General features: G+C 66.8%; 15 protein-coding genes. 7 read left to right on the forward strand and 8 right to left on the reverse strand.

Translation table 11 applies throughout. The features are described from left to right. Genes ACVIJ6_RS18440 through ACVIJ6_RS18460 form a run of 5 tightly spaced genes read left to right on the forward strand, consistent with a single transcriptional unit; the run spans position 1 to position 4,684 of the window. Positions 1–795: an ABC transporter permease gene (locus ACVIJ6_RS18440; protein ID WP_456773837.1), complete on the forward strand. Its 795-nt coding sequence runs from the start codon at positions 1–3 to the stop codon at positions 793–795. Positions 796–804: 9 nt separating this feature from the next. After that, positions 805–1,098 (forward strand): (2Fe-2S)-binding protein, encoded by a 294-nt coding sequence (locus ACVIJ6_RS18445; protein WP_456773838.1) that lies wholly within the window; start codon positions 805–807, stop codon positions 1,096–1,098. Continuing rightward, a complete protein-coding gene (locus ACVIJ6_RS18450) occupies positions 1,091–2,485 on the forward strand; it encodes an FAD-dependent oxidoreductase (protein WP_456773839.1) in 1,395 nt (464 codons plus the stop codon). The genes ACVIJ6_RS18445 and ACVIJ6_RS18450 overlap by 8 nt, the downstream gene beginning before the upstream one ends. Next, the gene (locus tag ACVIJ6_RS18455; protein ID WP_456773840.1) at positions 2,469–3,641 is read left to right on the forward strand and encodes an NAD(P)/FAD-dependent oxidoreductase; all 1,173 of its coding nucleotides are present in this window, start codon (positions 2,469–2,471) and stop codon (positions 3,639–3,641) included. Before ACVIJ6_RS18450 ends, ACVIJ6_RS18455 begins: the two co-directional genes overlap by 17 nt. After that, a complete protein-coding gene (locus ACVIJ6_RS18460; RefSeq protein ID WP_456773841.1) occupies positions 3,638–4,684 on the forward strand; it encodes an ABC transporter substrate-binding protein in 1,047 nt (348 codons plus the stop codon). The genes ACVIJ6_RS18455 and ACVIJ6_RS18460 overlap by 4 nt, the downstream gene beginning before the upstream one ends. A 367-nt stretch (positions 4,685–5,051) precedes the next feature. Here the strand turns inward: ACVIJ6_RS18460 and ACVIJ6_RS18465 are convergent, their stop codons facing one another. Then, positions 5,052–5,774 carry a pyridoxamine 5'-phosphate oxidase family protein gene (locus tag ACVIJ6_RS18465; RefSeq protein WP_456773842.1) on the reverse strand — a complete coding sequence of 241 codons (723 nt, stop codon included), beginning with the start codon at positions 5,772–5,774 and terminating at the stop codon, positions 5,052–5,054. 65 nt (positions 5,775–5,839) lie between these two features. Here ACVIJ6_RS18465 and pdxR point away from each other — a divergent pair, with 65 nt between their 5' ends. Beyond that, positions 5,840–7,288 carry a MocR-like pyridoxine biosynthesis transcription factor PdxR gene (gene pdxR, locus ACVIJ6_RS18470; RefSeq protein WP_456773843.1) on the forward strand — a complete coding sequence of 483 codons (1,449 nt, stop codon included), beginning with the start codon at positions 5,840–5,842 and terminating at the stop codon, positions 7,286–7,288. Between the two features lie 16 nt (positions 7,289–7,304). Here pdxR and ACVIJ6_RS18475 read toward each other — a convergent pair whose 3' ends face one another. Further along, on the reverse strand, positions 7,305–7,883 hold the full coding sequence (locus tag ACVIJ6_RS18475; RefSeq protein WP_012046343.1) for a hypothetical protein: 579 nt from the start codon (positions 7,881–7,883) through the stop codon (positions 7,305–7,307). Positions 7,884–8,112: 229 nt separating this feature from the next. Between ACVIJ6_RS18475 and ACVIJ6_RS18480 the strand changes: the two genes are divergently transcribed. Then, entirely contained in the window at positions 8,113–9,201 is a 1,089-nt protein-coding gene (locus ACVIJ6_RS18480) for an SMP-30/gluconolactonase/LRE family protein (protein ID WP_456773844.1), read from the forward strand. Between the two features lie 80 nt (positions 9,202–9,281). Here the strand turns inward: ACVIJ6_RS18480 and ACVIJ6_RS18485 are convergent, their stop codons facing one another. From ACVIJ6_RS18485 to ACVIJ6_RS18510, 6 genes are all read right to left on the reverse strand, one after another. Then, positions 9,282–10,076 carry a class II aldolase/adducin family protein gene (locus ACVIJ6_RS18485; RefSeq protein ID WP_456773845.1) on the reverse strand — a complete coding sequence of 265 codons (795 nt, stop codon included), beginning with the start codon at positions 10,074–10,076 and terminating at the stop codon, positions 9,282–9,284. Between the two features lie 179 nt (positions 10,077–10,255). Then, positions 10,256–11,797 (reverse strand): galactarate dehydratase, encoded by a 1,542-nt coding sequence (gene garD / locus ACVIJ6_RS18490; protein ID WP_456773846.1) that lies wholly within the window; start codon positions 11,795–11,797, stop codon positions 10,256–10,258. A gap of 211 nt (positions 11,798–12,008) precedes the next feature. Then, a complete protein-coding gene (locus tag ACVIJ6_RS18495; RefSeq protein WP_456773847.1) occupies positions 12,009–13,457 on the reverse strand; it encodes an aldehyde dehydrogenase family protein in 1,449 nt (482 codons plus the stop codon). Positions 13,458–13,510: 53 nt separating this feature from the next. Beyond that, positions 13,511–14,866 carry a glucarate dehydratase gene (gene gudD / locus ACVIJ6_RS18500; RefSeq protein WP_456773848.1) on the reverse strand — a complete coding sequence of 452 codons (1,356 nt, stop codon included), beginning with the start codon at positions 14,864–14,866 and terminating at the stop codon, positions 13,511–13,513. A 167-nt stretch (positions 14,867–15,033) separates the two neighbouring features. Continuing rightward, positions 15,034–15,978 (reverse strand): 5-dehydro-4-deoxyglucarate dehydratase, encoded by a 945-nt coding sequence (gene kdgD, locus ACVIJ6_RS18505; protein ID WP_456773849.1) that lies wholly within the window; start codon positions 15,976–15,978, stop codon positions 15,034–15,036. Positions 15,979–16,114: 136 nt separating this feature from the next. Continuing rightward, on the reverse strand, positions 16,115–17,020 hold the full coding sequence (locus ACVIJ6_RS18510) for a LysR substrate-binding domain-containing protein (RefSeq protein WP_456773850.1): 906 nt from the start codon (positions 17,018–17,020) through the stop codon (positions 16,115–16,117). Positions 17,021–17,208: the final 188 nt, after the last annotated feature.

The raw sequence follows: 17,208 nt of genomic DNA on the forward strand, positions 1-17,208 counted from the left end.
ATGCACCGCAACGGTCCGATCGCTCTGTTGTTTCATGCGCTCGTCGTCGGCTTCGTGCTGGCGCCGCTCATCGTCATCTGCCTCGTCGCGTTCACGCCCGCCAACACCTTGACCCTGCCGACGACGCAGGTCTCGCTGCGCTGGTTTACGGCCGTGTTCGCGCATCCGGACTTCGTCGCCTCGTTCCTCAACAGCCTCTGGGTCGCAGCGATCGCCGCGTCGATTGCGGTCGTGCTCGCGGTCGCCGCCGGGCTTGCGCTCGATCGCTACGATTTCCGCGGCCGCGCGGCGTTGAATGCGCTGTTCCTGTCGCCCTTGATGATCCCGCATCTCGTGCTCGGCGTCGCGCTGCTGCGGCAGTTCGCGCTCATCGGCGGCACCGGCAGCCTGCTCTGGCTGACTGCGGGCCACATTGTCGTGGTCACGCCCTATGTGCTCCGTCTGGTGCTGGCGGCGCTGTCGGGGCTCGATCGCAGCGCGGAGCAGGCCGCCGTAACCCTGGGCGCCTCCAGCTGGACCGTGTTCCGCCGCATCACCGTGCCGATGATCCTGCCCGGCATCACCGGCGGCTGGCTGCTCGCCTTCATCAACTCCTTCGACGAGCTTACGATGTCGATCTTCATCACCTCGCCCGCGACGATCACGCTGCCGGTGCGCATGTACATGTACGCGACCGAGTCGATCGATCCGATGATGGCTGCGGTGTCGGCGCTGATGATCGCGGTGACCGCGGCGGCGATGCTGCTGCTCGACCGCATCTTCGGCCTCGACAAGATTCTCGTCGGGCCGGGCTGAGGAACGACCATGCCGCTGCTGCATCGTCTCGTCCGCACCGATAGTGCCGTGATTCGCTTCACGATCGACGGCACCCCTTGCCAGGGCCGCGCTGGCGACACCGTGCTGACCGCGGTGCTGTGTCATGCCGAACGGCTGCGTCGCAGTGAGTTCTCCGGCGCGCCGCGTGCCGGCTTCTGCCAGATGGGGGCGTGCCAGGACTGCTGGGTGCAGCTCGACAGCGGGGAGCGGCTGCGTGCCTGTACGACGCCGCTTGCCGAGGGCATGCACATCATCACGCAGCGGAGAGGCAGCCATGCTTGAGCGTCCATCGCCACTGATCGTCGGCGCCGGCCCGGCCGGCATCCGCGCTGCGATCACGCTGGCCGCGGCCGGCCTGCGGCCGATCGTGGTGGATGAGGGCCACGCCTGCGGTGGCCAGATCTATCGCCAGCCGCTGGCGGCTGATGGGCGTGATGACCGCGCGCGCTACGGCGCGGAGGCCGCGAAGGCGTCGCGGCTGCATCGCGCCTTCGCGGCGCTCGGCAGCGATGTCGACTACCGGCCGAAGACGCTGCTGTGGAATTTGCGCGACGGCGTGGCCGACGTTCTGCGCGACGGCGTCAGCCGGCGCCTCGCCTATGACGGGCTGATCCTCGCGACCGGCGCGACCGACCGCGTGCTGCCGATCCCCGGCTGGACCTTGCCCGGCGTGTTCACGCTCGGCGGCGCGCAGATCGCGCTGAAGGCGCAGGGCTGCGCGATCGGCCGGCGCGTGGTGTTCGCGGGCGCCGGCCCGCTGCTCTATCTCGTCGCCTGGCAATACATGAAAGCCGGCGTGCACGTCGCGGCGGTGCTTGATGCAGCGCCGCGGCCGGCCAAGCTCAATCTGCTGCGCGCGCTGCCGCTCGCGCCCGGGATCGTGCTGCGTGGACTGCGCATGGCCGCGGAGCTCGCGCTCGGTGGAACGCGGATGCAGCTCGGTGTCTCCGGGCTCCGCATCGAGGGCGAGGGCAGGGTGGCCCGCATCGTCTACTACGCCGGCGGACGCGAACACGCGATGGCCTGTGATGGCGTCGGCTATGGGCTCAATCTGCGCTCGGAGACACAGGCCGCCGATCTCGCCGGCTGCGCCTTCCGCTTCGATCCCCGCGACCGCGCGCATTTGCCGGCACGGGATGCGGCCGGCCGCAGCAGCGTCCCCGGCGTCTATCTCGCCGGAGACGGCGCCCGCATCGCCGGGGCGGATGCCGCGGAAGCCGCCGGCGAGCGCGCCGCGCTGGCGCTGTTGGAGGACCGTGGTCTGCCGCACGATCCGGCGCGCGCCGCCGATCTCGAACGCGCGCTGGCGCGCATCGACCGCTTACGTGACCTGCTCGAGGCGGCGTTTCCTTTTCCGTCGCATTGGGCGGCCGACATCGCCGACGACACGCTGCTCTGCCGCTGTGAGGAGATCAGCGCCGGCGACGCCCGGCGCGCGATCAGGCAATTCTCGCTGACCGAAATGAATCGTCTCAAGGCGGTCACGCGCATCGGCATGGGGCGCTGCCAGGGCCGCATGTGCGGCGCTGCTGCGGCGGAGCTGCTGGCTGCGCAGACCCACCGCGACGTCGGTGCGGTCGGGCGGCTGCGTGCGCAGGCGCCGATCAAGCCGATACCGTTGGCCGCGGGCCTGTCGATCGATGAGAGGCAGCATGACCCGGCGAATTGACTGCGATGTCGCGATCATCGGCGGCGGCCTGGTCGGCAGTTCCGCCGCGTTGGCGCTGCGCGGCATGGGCCTGTCGGTCACGCTGCTCGACAAGGGCTTTTGCGGCGCGCAGGCGAGCGGCGTGAACTATGGCGGCGTGCGCCGCCAGGGCCGTCCGCCCGAGCAACTGCCGCTGTCGCTGCGGGCGCATGCGATCTGGCCGCGACTGCAACAGCTGATCGGCATCGATGGCGAGTTCCTGCGCTCGGGCCATCTCAAGCTCGCGCGCAGCGCCGACGACATGGCGAGCCTGGAGCGTTACGCCGCCAAGGTCGCGCCGTTCGGGCTCGATCTCGAACTGGTCGGACACAATCAGCTGCGCGAGCGTTTCGGCGTGATGGGCGATCTCATCGGCGGGTCGTTCTGTCCCGGTGACGGCCACGCCAATCCGCGGCTGGTCGCTGCGGCCTTCGCTGCGGCGGCGCGCCGCGCCGGCGCCGAGGTGCTGGAAAACACGGAAGTCGCCGGCGTGAGCAGGACGTTCGAGGGCTTTGCGCTCGAGGCCGGCGATGTCGCCGTCACCGCCCGCAGCGTCGTCAACAGCGCCGGCGCCTGGGCCGACAGATTTGCGCATGCGTTCAACGAGCCGGTGCCGCTGGAGCGGACCTATCCCTCGATGATCGTGACCGAGCCGCTCGATCCGTTCCTCTCCGTCAATATCGGCATCGAGGGCGGCGGCATCTATGCGCGGCAAGTTGCGCGCGGCAATGTCGTGGTCGGCGGCGAGCGCGCCACGCCGCTCGACAATCCCGACTACTCGCGCCCGCGCAGTGATGGCGCTCTCACCATCATGCAGCGGGCCAGCGAATTGTTCGGGCCACTGCGCCATGCCCAGGCGATCCGGTTCTGGAGCGGCACCGAGGGGACCATGCCCGACCGCAATCCCGTGCTCGGCCCGAGCGCGACGACGCCGGGTCTCATTCATGCCTTCGGCTTCTCCGGCGCCGGCTTCCAGATCGCGCCGGGTGTCGGCGAGGTGCTGGCCGAGCTGGTGCGCGATGGCCAGACCGCGACGCCGATCGCCGCCTTCGCGATCACCCGTTTCTCACCCGCATCGCAGCCGGGCGGTGCATCTCAAGCAGCAATGACGACTGGATCGAAGGAGATCTCGCCATGATCGATGCTCGCCCCGCGCTCGGCTCAGTCCTCGCGCTCATGCTCGCCAGCGCCGCCGCGCAGGCCGAAACGAAGACGCTCTATGTCGGCATGAACGGCGGCAATTTCGAGCGCACCTATACGCAGGCGGTGTTTCCGGATTTCGAGAAGGCCAACGACGTCAAGATCGTCGTCGTGCCCGGGACCTCCTCGGAGATCCTCGCCAAGGTGATCGCCGCGAAAGACAAGCCGCAGATGCACCTGATGTTTCTCGATGATGGCGTGATGATCCGCGCGGCAGGTTTGGGCCTGTGCGAGAAGCTGAAGCCGAGCGATGGCTTGGCGCAGCTCGAGCCGTTCGCGCGGCTGAAGGGCGACATCGCCGCCGGCATCGACATCGGCATGACCGGGCTCGCCTACAACAAGAAGCTGTTCGACGACAAGGGCTGGGCTGCGCCGACGTCGTGGCTCGATCTCGCCGACCCCAAGTTCAAGGACAAGGTCGTCTTTCAATCGGCCTCGGTGTCCACCTTCGGACTGCACGCCTTCCTGATGTTCAACCGCATCAACGGCGGCAGCGAGGTCAATGTCGAGCCGGGCTTCAGGGCGTTCCCCGAGACGATCGGCAAGAACGTGCTCGAATATATCCCGAACTCGGCCAAGATCTCCGAGATGGTGCAGACCGGCGAGGCCGCGATCTTTCCGCTTACGCCGACCGCGGTGTCGACGCTGAAGGAGAAGGGCATTTCGGTCGAATATGCGCAGCCGAAGGAGGGTTCCGTCGTGCTGATGGTGGCCGAATGCGTGATCGCCAACAATTCGGAAGCGGAGCTGGCGCAGAAGCTCGCTGCCTATCTGCTGTCGCCGGACGCCCAGGCGAAGGCGCTTGCCGCCGGCAACATCGTGCCCTCCAATACGGCAGCGAAGGCCACGACGCCCGCCGCCGAGCAGAAGCTCGCCCTGTTCCACGCCTACATGACGAGCGCGATCACGCTGGATTGGGACGGCATCAACGCCAAGCGCGCCGAATGGAATACGCGCTGGAACAGGATGATCGAGCGATGAGATAGCCTGGCTCCCGCGTCATCGCCAGCGAAAGCAATCCAGTCCTATCGTGCGGCCCCTGAATCGCTTCGCTTGCGCTGGCGATGACGGCCGGGAGCCAACGCGCTTACTTCCATCGTCCTTATACTTCCATCGTCCTCCCGCGAAAGCGGGGTATGCAGTACGCCGCGGCCATCGGCGCCATCACAGCCGTCTCGGCATACTGGATCGCCCGGTCGAGCCGGGCGATGACGGAGAGCGTGTCGCGCGACGCCTGCTCCGATCGTCATTGCGAGGAGCGAAGCGACGAAGCAATCCACGGCTTTGTAGGGCCTCTGGCTTGCTTCAGAGCTTGCGCGTCTCGCAATGACGGAAGAGAGAAGGCGAGCTACCCCGCCGGATAGCTCACCGCATAGGTCTCTGTGAGCGCCTCATCCAGTCGCCGTCCGGTTCTGAAAGCTGAGAGCGTCGCAGGGCGCATCACGCCAGGCAACAGCCGGCCGTCGGGCTCCGGCGGCTCGATCACGGTGCGCACCGGAATTCGCTCGGCATAGATCGGTAGCAAATAGTCCTCTTCATCATCGATGACGCCGGCGGCGCGGATCTTGGCGGACGCTTTCTCGATGTCCATGGTCACGACCGACGTCGCCTTGAGCTCTTGCTCCGTGGTCGGGCGCAACGTCGCGGTGCGGCCGGGAAACAGCCGGTCGACCATCATGGTCAAGGCCCGCGCCTTTTCGGTCTGGTCCTCGATCAGCCGCGCATGGCCGAACGCCATCACCGACCGGTAGTCCGCAGAATGATGGAAGGCGCTGCGCGCCAGCACCAGGCTGTCGAGATGCGTCACGGTCAGACAGGCCGGCTGGCCCTCGGACAGATTGCGCAGCATCCGGCTGGCGCTCGAGCCGTGCCAGTACAGCACCGTTCCTTCGCGCCAATACAGCGTCGGCGTGCAGTAGGGCTGGCCGTCGATGACGTAGGAGACGTGGCAGAGTGCGGCCGAGTCGAGCAAAGCGTGCACCGTGGCGTGATCGTAGTGCGCGCGCTGATGCCTCCGCTTGACGCGGTTAGTGTCGTCGATGGGATAGCTCCCCACCTGTTGCTCGGACATGGTCGGTCTCCTGTTTGCGGGCGAAGTCATGCCATGGCAAAGTGGTTGCCGGGAGTTCCACTTCGATGCCAAATCCAGCAACCACTTCACGCCGGCGCGACGACGTGCTCGCGCTACCGATCCGGCTCGATCGCGCCATTCGCGGCCAGTCGCAGCAGGTGCACGCGGCGCTGCGGAGCGGCATCGTCGACGGGCTGCTCGCGCCCGGTCTGCGGCTGCCGTCGACACGCGGCCTCGCCGAGCAGCTCGGCGTTCGTCGCAACGCGATCGTCGCCGCCTATGAGGCGCTCCTGTCCGATGGTCTCGTCGAGGCGCGGCATGGCGCCGGCACTTACGTCGCCGCGCAGCTGCCCGCGCCGCAGACGGCTGCGCCGATGGCCGAGCTGGATATCCGCATTCCGCCGCGCCGCCCGTTCGCGCTTGGCGTCACGCTGGTCGATCCGGTGCTGCTGAAGCGGCTCGGAGCGGCCAGCCGGCGCCGCATCGCGCAGGCTGTGCCGGATGAGCTCGGCTATGGGGATCCGCGCGGCAGCCTGCATCTGCGCATCCAGGTCGCACATTATCTCGCCGCCAATCGCGGCGTCCGCTGTGATCCCAGCTGCATCCTGATCGTCAGCGGCACCCAGCACGGCCTGCGGCTGTGCATCGATGCGCTGCTCGCGCCGGGAGACGCGGTCTGGTTCGAGGACCCCGGCTATGTCGCCTCGCGCCATACGTTGCGCGCGACCGGGGCCAAGCTCGTCCCGGTGCCGGTCGATGGTGAGGGCATCGTCGTGACCGCCGGCGAGAAGGCAGATGCTGCGGCAAAGGCCGCCTATGTCACGCCCTCGCACCAGTTTCCGACCGGCGTCGCGATGAGCATGGCGCGCCGGATCGCGCTGCTCGACTGGGCGCGCCGGGAGGGTGCCTATGTCTTCGAAGACGATTATGACAGCGAGTATCGGTTCGCCGGTCCGCCGCTTACGGCGCTGGCCGGCATCGGCGCCGAACGCGTGATCTATCTCGGCACGTTCGCCAAGACGCTGTTTGCCGGGCTCAGGCTCGGCTATCTCGTGGTGCCGCCGGCCCTGGTCGCACGCGTCGTCGCCGCGCGCGCAGCGCAGGACCGGTTTCCGCCCGTTTTCATGCAGGACGCGCTGGCCGATCTGATGGCCGACGGCGTGATCTCGGCTCATATGCGGCGGATGCGCCCGCGCTATCGTCAGGCCCGCGACGTCGTGGCGGACACGCTCGCAAGATATGCCGGCGGTTCGCTCCATCTCGCCGCGCCGGCGCAGGGGCTGCACCTGCTGGCCACCCTGCCGCCTGGCGCGCCGAAAGCGGCCGCGAAACTGATCCGCGAGCGGGCGGACATCGAATGCCGGCTGTTGTCGGATGCCCGGATCGTGCAGCGCGGGCCGGACGGCTTCATCCTGGGCTACTCGGGCTTTGCGACCAACGACTTGACCGAGGCGGCGCGGCGGCTCGGGCGTGCCGCCCGTGAGATCCTGTCAGAAGCCGGACGCGCGCGCTGAACTCAATGAGGCGAGTCTAAGGATAGGGGTCGTGCGCGGCGTCCGTCATGGTCTGACGCACCCGGCGCAACGTGATCGGCGTGCCGTCGGAGACGAACTGCAGCTCATAGGCGCGGCCGCTGTCGTCCTTGGCCGAGCAAGTCACGCTCGTCACTTTGAGCATCGCAAAATTGCCGACCTGCCGGCAGTGTCCCGACGAGCTCTGGGTTGCGGGCACCGGAATGCCGTCGACCTTCGGGCGGGTTTTCGAGTTGAGCAGCATGCGGTCGATCGGCAGCTCGTAGACGTTCTGAATCGATCGCCGGCCATTGATGCCGGAGAAGGCGATGATGTGGCTTTCGTCGGCGGGATCGTCGAGAGCCACCGTGAAGTGAGCCCGGCCTTTCTCGCTGTGGAAGAACGCCACGGTCTTGCAGGGGAAATCCCGGCCGTCGACCTTCAAGGTGCGGCAGCTGCCGGACATCAGGGCGTAGAGGTCGATATCAGGCTGCTCCTCCGGCACGTTCGTGACCGGCATCGGCTGTTGCGCGACGCATGGCGTGCTCAGGCCGAGGCCGAGCGCAACGGCGACGAGGCGAGGAAAGTGAAAGGTCATCCGCGGGGTCAGCCTGAAGGGAATCATGTCTGCGCAATAGGTTAAGCGATGTGTCAGCTTTGCGGCGAAACAACGGCCGCCCGATGCCAATTGCCTGACATTGCGCCGCAGTATGCCGCTCGATTCGCCTTCGATACCGCAAAAACCTTTAGAAAGTTCCGCGTGCAGCTTCTATGGGAAGAGCGTGGCCGGTTCACGGCCCAACACAAGAACGACATGGAGGAAACTGATGACAATGTCGCGTCGCGGCATTCTTTCGGCCGCGCTCAGCGGAGCGGCGCTTGCGATCTCGGGCCAGGCGAGGGCGCAATCCTTCGCGTTCAAGCCGAACCAGCGCTATCCCGATCCCGCGGTCGAGATCCTCGATCCCAGCTTCGCCAAGTACCGCCTCTACAGTTCGACCGTCGAACAGCTCGCCAGCGGCATGCGCTGGGCGGAAGGGCCGGCCTATTTTCCCGAGGAAGGCTATCTGCTGCTCAGCGACATTCCGAACAACCGGATCATGAAATACAGCGAGAAGGACGGCAGCTTCACCGTCTTCCGCAGCCCCGCGAACTATGCCAACGGCAACACGCGCGATCGTCAGGGCCGGCTGGTCAGCTGCGAGCACTCGGTGACGCGGCGCATCACCCGCACCGAGAAGAGCGGCGTCGTCACCGTTCTTGCCGACAGCTTCGAAGGCAAGCGGCTCAACGCGCCGAACGACATCGTGGTGAAGTCCGACGATACGATCTGGTTCACCGATCCGCTGTTCGGCATCAACGGCAATTGGGAAGGCTTCAAGGCCAAGTCGGAGCAGGCCAGCACCAACGTGTTCCGGATCGGCACCGACGGCAAGCTCACGGCCGTCATCACCGATCTCGTCAACCCGAACGGGCTCGCCTTCTCGCCGGACGAGAAAAAGCTCTATGTCGTGGAGTGGAAAGGCACGCCCAACCGCAGCATCTGGAGCTACGACGTCAACGCCGACGGCTCCGTCGGCAACAAGATGAAGCTGATCGACGCCGTCGACCAGGGCTCGCTCGACGGCTTCCGCGTCGACCGCGATGGCAATCTCTGGTGCGGCTGGGGCTCGAACGGCGCGCTGGCCTCTGATCCGGTGGACGTCAATGGCCGCAAGGTCTATCCGCTCAAGGCCAAGTCGGAGGATCTCGACGGCGTCATGGTGTTCAACCCGCAGGGCAAGCCGATCGGCTTCATCCGGCTGCCCGAGCGCTGCGCCAATCTGACGTTCGGCGGGCCGAAGAACAACCGCCTCTACATGGCGGCGTCGCATTCGCTCTACGCGCTCTATGTCGAGACGGAGGGCGCGGTGTAGAACGACGTCGACGCTGCGGCGTCAGCAAGGGGTCCGCAGGTCCGGGCTGCCCGTGACGGAAGCTGCAGCGTCGTCGACACCTACTTCGTTGACTGTGCCTTCTGCTTCCACAGCACCCAGGCGCGGTCCATGATCACCATGTTGACGCCGTCGGCCTTGGCGGCCTCCTCGGCGCTGAGGTAGGTCACCTCGGAGCCGAGGCCCATCGCCTGCGCCTGCAGCCGCGCATTGACGTCGGTGTAATAGGCGCGGAACACGGCCGCCTGCACCGCCGGGCCGACGGTGACGTCGCCATGGCCGCGCATCAGCACCACGGACTTGTCGCCGAGCGCTGTCGCGAGCGATTTGCCGATGGCGTTGTTGCGCACCAGCATGTCGGTGGCGCCGAATTCCTTGCTGATATCCCACACCGGCGCGCCCTCGCCGAGGAAGGCGGCGTTGTGATACAGCGGCCGCAACGGCGTGCGGCTGACGCTGAAGGGGATGACGCCGGGCGAATGCGTATGCACCACGGCGTTGACGTCCGGGCGGGCCTTGTACACCTCGGCATGGATGAAGCGTTCGAGGAACACGGCGCGGTTCTTCGCATCGACCGGCTCGCCGTTCTCGTCGAACTCCATGATGTCATTGGCCGTGACCTGCGCCGGCGCGATCGAGCGCGCCATCAGGAAATGGCGCGGATTGGCAGGGCTGCGCGCGCTGACATGGCCAAAGGCATCGACGATTCCAAGATCGGCGAGCACGCGGCTGCCGGTCGCGATGTCCTCGAGCAGCTCGCGGGGGACGCCGGGGATGGCGTCCTCGGCGCGGGAGGGATTGATGGAGAGGAGGAGAAGTGATGCGGCTATCGCGCTGAAGCGGCTGAAGCTGGACATCTGGTTCCTTCCCCTTGACCCTTGTTATCTAGGCTCGCCGCTTCAGCATACCCGTCATTGCGAGCGAAGCGAAGCAATCCAGGATGGTGAGCGGGACCCTGGATTGCTTCGCTGCGCTCGCAATGACGGGGAGAGATCCGAGCGAGGCAATGGCTATGGCAGGGTGAGCGAGCTCCTCCTCAGGTCACCGGCGCCGGATTGAACAAGGTCAGATCGTTGTGGATGCCCCAGCGGTCCGACCATGGCTTGGTGCGGCCCGAGGCGACGTCGAGGATCAGCTTGAACAGCTCCCAGCCGGTTTCCTCGATGGTCATCTCGCCGGTGGCGATGCGGCCGGCGTCGAAATCGATCAGGTCCTTCCAGCGCCGCGCCAGCTCGCTGCGGGTCGCGACCTTGATGACCGGCGCGGCGGCGAGGCCATAGGGCGTGCCGCGGCCGGTGGTGAACACCTGCAAGGTCATGCCGGAGGCGAGCTGCAGCGTGCCGCAGATGAAGTCGGAGGCGGGCGTCGCCGCGAACAGCATGCCCTTCTGCTTGGCCTTCTCGCCCGGCGCCAGCACGCCGTGGATCGGGCCGGAGCCGGACTTCACGATCGAGCCCAGCGACTTCTCGACGATGTTGGCGAGGCCGCCCTTCTTGTTGCCGGGCGTGGTGTTGGCGCTGCGATCGGCGCCGCCGCGCTTGAGATAGGCATCGTACCAGTCCATCTCGCGGATCAGCGCGCGGCCGACATCCTCGTTGATGGCGCGACGCGTCAGCAACTGGATGGCGTCGCGCACCTCGGTGACTTCCGAGAACATCACGGTCGCGCCGGCGCGCACCAGCAGGTCCGCGGCGAAGCCGACCGCGGGGTTCGCCGTGACACCGGAGAACGCGTCGCTGCCGCCGCATTGCAGGCCAATCACGAGATCGGAGGCCGGGCAGGTCTCGCGCCTGCGCTTGTTGAGCTGAGCGAGGCGCCGGTCGGCCTGGGTCATGATGGCCTCGACGATCGCGCCGAAGCCGTCAAAGGCCTCGTCCTGCATGCGCACGATCGAATCTTCAGTGCCCTCCGGCAGTAGCCGTTCCGGCGCGAGCTTCTCACAGCCGAGGCCGACGACCAGGATCTCGCCGCCGAAATTCGGATTCAGCGCGAGGTTCTGCAAAGTGCGGATCGGCACCACGGCGTCGGGCGCCGAGATCGCGACGCCACAACCATAGGCGTGGGTCAGCGCGACGACGTCGTCGACATTCGGGTATTTCGGCAGCAGCTCGCTCTTGATGCGCTTGATCGCGAATTCCAGCGTGCCCTTCACGCATTGCACTGACGTCGAGATGCCCAGCACGTTGCGTGTGCCAACCGAGCCGTCAGCGTTGCGATAGCCTTCGAATGTGTAGCCTTCGAGCGGCGGCAGCGGTGCCGGCACGGCGGTCGAGATTTCCAGTCTGTCGAGCTCAGGGGCCTCGGGCATGTCGATGCGGGCCTCGTCGACCCATTCGCCGGCTGATATCGGCGACTTCGCAGTGCCGATGATCTCGCCATAACGAATGATCGGCGCGCCCTCGGGAATGTCGACCAGCGCCGTCTTGTGGCCCTGCGGGACGAAGCTCTTCAGCGTGAGCCCGTCGGGGAATTTGGTGCCGGCGGGCAGGCCGAAATCGTTCACCACGATCGCGACATTGTCGCGCGCGTTGAGCTTGATGGTGCGCGGCTCCTGATTGGCGACGACCTGCTGGTTCATGCTGGCTCCGTTCCGCTCAATGTAGGGTGGGCAAGGCGAAGCGTGCCCACCACCTCTCGTCTCATTCAGACCTGTCGGTTAGCACGGCGCTGCGCGCCTTTGCCCACCCTACAGGTCTCACTTTTCGTCATTGCGAGGAGCGAAGCGACGAAGCGATCCAGAGTCTTTCTCTGGCCCTGGATTGCTTCGCTTCGCTCGCAATGACGCCAGCTCACACCGGGAAGGTGTAGGCCGTCTTGACGGTCGTGTAGAACTCGCGTGCGTAGGAGCCCTGCTCGCGGGCGCCGTAGCTCGAGCCTTTGCGGCCGCCGAACGGGACGTGGTAGTCGACGCCGGCGGTCGGCAGATTGACCATCACCATACCGGCCTCGCTGTTGCGCTTGAAGTGCGAGGCGTATTTCAGGCTGGTGGTGCAGACGCCCGCCGCGAGCCCGAATTCGGTGTCGTTGGAGATCGCCAGCGCCTCGTCGTAGTTCTTGGCGCGGATGACGCAGGCGACGGGGCCGAAGATCTCCTCGCGGGCGATGCGCATATTGTTGTTCGCTTCCGTGAACAGTGCCGGCTGCATGTAGAAGCCGGGCGTCTCGCGGTTCAGGAGCTCGCCGCCCCAGGCGAGTTTCGCGCCTTCGTCCTGGCCGATCTTGAGGTAGCGCTGGTCCTGCTCGAGCTGGTTCTGGTCGACCACCGGGCCGATATGGGTGCCCTGCTTGACGGCGTCATCGACAACGAGGCCCTTCAGCCGCTCGGTCAGCGCAGCCACGAATGTGTCGTGGATGCCCTCGGTCACGATCAGGCGCGAGGACGCCGTGCAGCGCTGGCCGGTGGAGAAATAGGCGCCGTTGGCGGCAGCCTCGACCGCGACCTTGACGTCGGCGTCGTCGAGCACGACCAGCGGGTTTTTGCCGCCCATCTCCAGCTGGAACTTCTTCATCGGGTTCGACAGCACGCAGGCCTGCGCGATCTTGCGGCCCGTCCCGACCGAGCCGGTGAAGGAGATCGCGGCGACATCCGGATGTTCGAGCAGGGTCTGGCCGACCACCGAGCCGGAACCGACGACGAGGTTGAACACGCCGGCGGGAAGGCCGGAGCGCGCGATGATCTCGGAGAGCGCATGCGCCGAGCCGGGCACCAGCTCGGCCGGCTTGAACACGACCGTGTTGCCGTAGCAGAGCGCGGGCGCGATCTTCCAGGCAGGGATTGCGATCGGGAAATTCCAGGGCGTGATCATGCCGACCACGCCGACCGCCTCACGCGTGATTTCGACATCGAGACCGGGGCGCACGGAGGCGCCCTTCTCGCCGGTCAGGCGCAGCGCCTCGCCGGCAAAGAACGCAAAGATCTGGCCGGCGCGGGCGACCTCGCCGATGCCCTCCGGTAGCGTCTTGCCTTCCTCGCGCGCGAGCAGGCGGCCCAGCTCTTCCTTGCGCGACAGGATCTCCGCCGAGATCTTGTTCAGCGCGTCGTAGCGCTCCTGCGGGGTCGAGCGCGACCAGGCGGGGAAGGCGGCCTTGGCGGCGGCGATCGCCTTCTCGGTCTGCGCGCGGTCGGCCTTGGCATATTCGCCGACGACGTCGTTGGTGTTGGACGGGTTGATGTTGCGGGTGACCCCGCTGCCGTCGACCCACTCGCCGGCAATGAAATTCTTGAGGATCGCGTTCATGTTGTTCTCCAGACTTTGCGCGATTGCTCGGACAATCTAACCGATCACCCCCGTCATCGCACGAGACAGGGGCGCTTGTCGTCGAAGGTCCAGCCGGGGATCAGATACTGCATTGCGACGGCGTCGTCGCGTGCGCCGAGCCCGTGGCTCTTGTACAGCGCATGGGCCTTTTCGATGGCGCCGCGGTCAACCGCGATGCCGAGCCCGGGTTGCTCGGGCACGGCGATCCGGCCGCCCTTGATCTGCAGCGGCGCTTTCGTCAGCGCCTGGCCGTCCTGCCAGATCCAGTGCGTGTCGATCGCGGTGACCTTGCCCGGCGCGGCGGCGGCAACATGGGTGAACATCGCCAGCGAAATGTCGAAATGGTTGTTGGAGTGTGAACCCCAGGTGAGGCCGTTGTCGCGGCAGGTCTGGGCGACGCGCACCGAGCCCTGCAGGGTCCAGAAATGGGGATCGGCCAGCGGAATGTCGACCGCACCGAGCCGTAGCGCATGGCTGAGCTGCCGCCAGTCGGTGGCGATCATGTTGGTCGCGGTCGGCAGGCCGGTGGCGCGGCGGAACTCGGCCATGATCTCGCGGCCGGAGAAGCCGGCCTCGGCACCGCACGGGTCCTCGGCGTAAGCGAGGATGCCGTGCATGTCCTTGCACAGCCGGATCGCCTCATCGAGCGACCAGGCGCCGTTGGGATCGAGCGTGACGCGCGCCAGCGGGAAGCGCTTGGCGATCGCGCTCACCGCCTCGATCTCGGCTTCGCCCTTGAGCACGCCGCCCTTCAGCTTGAAGTCGGCGAAGCCGTAGGCGTCATGCGTGGCCTCGGCGAGCCGCACCACGGCCTCGGGCGTCATCGCCTCGTGGTGGCGCAGGGTGAACCAGCCGTCCTTCTCACCTTCGCCGGTGGCGTAGGGCAGGTCGGTCTTCTTGCGGTCGCCGATGAAGAAGAGATAGCCGAGCGCCTCGACCGAGATCCGTTGCTGGCCCTCGCCGAGCAGCGCCGCCACGGGCAGGCCGAGATGCTGGCCCAAGAGGTCGAGCAGCGCGGATTCGACGGCGGTGACCGCGTGGATCATGACGCGCAGATCGAACGTCTGCTTGCCGCGGCCGCCAGCGTCGCGGTCGGCAAAGGCGGTGCGCATCGACGCCAGGATCGTGTTGCAGGCGCCGATGCTCCGGCCCACGATCAGGCTCTTGGCATCCTCCAGCGTCTGCCGGATCTTCTCGCCGCCCGGCACCTCGCCGACGCCGGTGTGGCCGGCATTGTCGGTGAGGATGACGAGGTTGCGGGTGAAGAACGGCCCATGCGCGCCGCTGAGATTGAGCAGCATGCTGTCACGGCCGGCGACCGGAATGACCTCCATGCCGGTGACGACCGGCGCGCCAGAGATCCCGGTGCTGGTGGCTTCGTGACTCATGATGCTCCTCCGTCGTCGTCTCTCGTTCTTGGCGCCGCTTCCCCTCATGGTGAGGAGGCGCGCAGCGCCGTCTCGAACCATGAGGCCCGGACCTTGGCCTCATCCTTCGAGACGCCTGCTGCGCAGGCTCCTCAGGATGAGGGGAAAGGCTCCGGCCGCAGAAGCAGCTATTCCGCCGCCTGGCGGGCCGGCAGGACACCGGGCAGTGCCTTCACCAGCGCGGTCAGCGCGGCCATTTCTTCCGCGTCGAGATCTGTCAGCGGCAGGCGGACCGGGCCGGAATCGCGGCCGATGACCTTCATGCCGGCCTTGATGATCGAGACCGCGTAACCCTTCTTGCGGTTGCGTATCGCGATCAGCGGCAAAATGAAATCCTTCAATCCGGCATGGATGGTGGCGTGGTCGCGCTTGCGCACTGCGGCATAAAAGTTGGTGGCGAACTCCGGCACGAAGTTGAACACGGCCGAGGAGTAGGTCGTCACGCCCATGTCGAGATAGGGCAGCGCGAAGGTTTCCGCCGTCGGCAGGCCGCCGATATAGGTCAGGCGGTCGCCCATCTTGCTGTAGACCCGGGTCATCAGCTCGATGTCGCCAATGCCGTCCTTGTAGCCGACCAGGTTCGGGCAGCGCTCGCACAGCCGCGCCAGAGTGTCCGGCTGCAGGATCGCGTTGTCGCGGTTGTAGACGATGACGCCGATCTTCACGGACTTGCAGACCGCCTCGACATGGGCGGCGAGGCCATCCTGCTCGGCATGGGTCAGATAGGGCGGCAGCAGCAGCAGGCCGTCGGCACCGGCCTTCTCGGCACCGATGGCGATCTCGCGCGCGATGGCGGTGCCGTAGCCGGTGCCGGCCAGGACAGGCACGCGGCCGCGGGTCTCGTGCACGGCGACCTCGACGACCTCCGGCACCTCGGCCGGCGTCAGCGAGAAGAACTCGCCGGTACCGCCGGCGGCGAACAGGCCGGCGACCTCGTAGCCGCACAGCCAGTCCATGTTGGCGCGATAGGTGGCCTCGTCGAACGAATAGTCGGCCTTGAACGGCGTCACGGGGAAGGAGAGCAGGCCGCTGCCGATTTTCGCAGCCATTTCCTGGGGGGTCATCTTGCTCATCGCGCGGGTCCTCAACCTTTGTTCCAGGAATAGACGCGGCGACTCCACCGGCGCGCGCATTCCTTGCGCCGTGTCGTAGGACCAAGTTCAATGCCGGTCCAAGCCAATCACGGTATTGATTGATGCTGGGTCGGTATCAATCTTCAGCCTGCTGCAACGCCGCAAGACTGCCGGCGATCTCGATCAGGGCCGGCAGCAGCGGATTGTCGTGATCGCGCCGCCAGACCAGGAACAGCTCGGCCGGTGTCGGGTTGCGCAGCTTCAGCGGCCGCAGCTTCACATCCGCGATCTTCAGGCTCGCAGCAGCTTCCGGCACAATCGCGAGCCCCAGGCCGGCGCGCACCATCGCCAGGATGGAGTGGATCTGACTCAGGTGCTGCACGTAGCGCGGCAGCACCTCGGCGCGCATGAATTGCGACACCAGCAGGTCGTGGAAATAGCGCGCCTCGGTTTGCGAATACATGATGAAGGGCTGGCCATCGAAATCGCGGATCGACACGGTCTCGGCGGCGGCGAGCCGATGCCGGCGCGGCAGCGCCGCGCAGAGCGGCTCGGCCACGACGCGCCGCGTGGCGAATTCGGGCCGCGCGATCGGCGGCCGCAGCAGGCCGGCATCGATCTGGCCGGAGGCCAGCGCTTCGATCTGGTCGCCCGAGACCATCTCCTTGAGCGACAGGTCGGCCTCGGGCAACTCGGTGCGGCAGGCGGCGACCAGATCGGGCAGGAAGCTGTAGGCCGCGGCGGCGGTGAAGCCGATCTTCAGCGAGCCGCTCTTGCCGCTGGCGATGCGCTGCGCCACCTGGGCGGCGCTCTCGGCCATCTTCAGGATGCGCCGCGCCTCGGGCAGGAAGCTGCGCCCCGCCGGCGTCAGCTTGACCGACCGGCTGGTGCGCTCGAGCAAAGCGGCGTCAATGATGTGCTCCAGCACCTGGATCTGCCGTGACAGCGGCGGCTGGGTCATGTTCAGCCGCACGGCTGCGCGGCCGAAATGCAGCTCTTCCGCCACTGTGACGAAGCAGCGCAGCTGGTTGAGGTCGAACATCGATGCCTCCCCGGCATGGATCGAGCAGATCGTCCAGGCTAGGTAGCATTGATCAGGCGGGGTGGAAATGTCGACCGGGAGAGGGGCAGAAGGGCGGCTGCGCTGGCGCGGCGACCAAGGATGGGCGGGTGCGGCGCTCTGACGACTCGCAAAAAGAAACGGCGGCCGAAGCCGCCGTTCAAGTCGAG

The sequence above is a fragment of the Bradyrhizobium sp. USDA 4369 genome, assembly GCF_054056435.1.

What these genes read in the sequence shown, in the direction of transcription:
- pdxR (WP_456773843.1), top strand. Translation starts at nt 5,840, where the DNA reads ATGCCAAATCCAGCAACCACTTCACGCCGGCGCGACGACGTGCTCGCG.
- ACVIJ6_RS18445 (WP_456773838.1), top strand. Translation starts at nt 805, where the DNA reads ATGCCGCTGCTGCATCGTCTCGTCCGCACCGATAGTGCCGTGATTCGC.
- ACVIJ6_RS18485 (WP_456773845.1), bottom strand. Translation starts at nt 10,076, where the DNA reads ATGTCCAGCTTCAGCCGCTTCAGCGCGATAGCCGCATCACTTCTCCTC.
- ACVIJ6_RS18480 (WP_456773844.1), top strand. Translation starts at nt 8,113, where the DNA reads ATGACAATGTCGCGTCGCGGCATTCTTTCGGCCGCGCTCAGCGGAGCG.
- ACVIJ6_RS18460 (WP_456773841.1), top strand. Translation starts at nt 3,638, where the DNA reads ATGATCGATGCTCGCCCCGCGCTCGGCTCAGTCCTCGCGCTCATGCTC.
- ACVIJ6_RS18450 (WP_456773839.1), top strand. Translation starts at nt 1,091, where the DNA reads ATGCTTGAGCGTCCATCGCCACTGATCGTCGGCGCCGGCCCGGCCGGC.
- ACVIJ6_RS18495 (WP_456773847.1), bottom strand. Translation starts at nt 13,457, where the DNA reads ATGAACGCGATCCTCAAGAATTTCATTGCCGGCGAGTGGGTCGACGGC.
- ACVIJ6_RS18440 (WP_456773837.1), top strand. Translation starts at nt 1, where the DNA reads ATGCACCGCAACGGTCCGATCGCTCTGTTGTTTCATGCGCTCGTCGTC.
- ACVIJ6_RS18465 (WP_456773842.1), bottom strand. Translation starts at nt 5,774, where the DNA reads ATGTCCGAGCAACAGGTGGGGAGCTATCCCATCGACGACACTAACCGC.
- ACVIJ6_RS18510 (WP_456773850.1), bottom strand. Translation starts at nt 17,020, where the DNA reads ATGTTCGACCTCAACCAGCTGCGCTGCTTCGTCACAGTGGCGGAAGAG.
- gudD (WP_456773848.1), bottom strand. Translation starts at nt 14,866, where the DNA reads ATGAGTCACGAAGCCACCAGCACCGGGATCTCTGGCGCGCCGGTCGTC.
- garD (WP_456773846.1), bottom strand. Translation starts at nt 11,797, where the DNA reads ATGAACCAGCAGGTCGTCGCCAATCAGGAGCCGCGCACCATCAAGCTC.
- kdgD (WP_456773849.1), bottom strand. Translation starts at nt 15,978, where the DNA reads ATGAGCAAGATGACCCCCCAGGAAATGGCTGCGAAAATCGGCAGCGGC.
- ACVIJ6_RS18455 (WP_456773840.1), top strand. Translation starts at nt 2,469, where the DNA reads ATGACCCGGCGAATTGACTGCGATGTCGCGATCATCGGCGGCGGCCTG.
- ACVIJ6_RS18475 (WP_012046343.1), bottom strand. Translation starts at nt 7,883, where the DNA reads ATGACCTTTCACTTTCCTCGCCTCGTCGCCGTTGCGCTCGGCCTCGGC.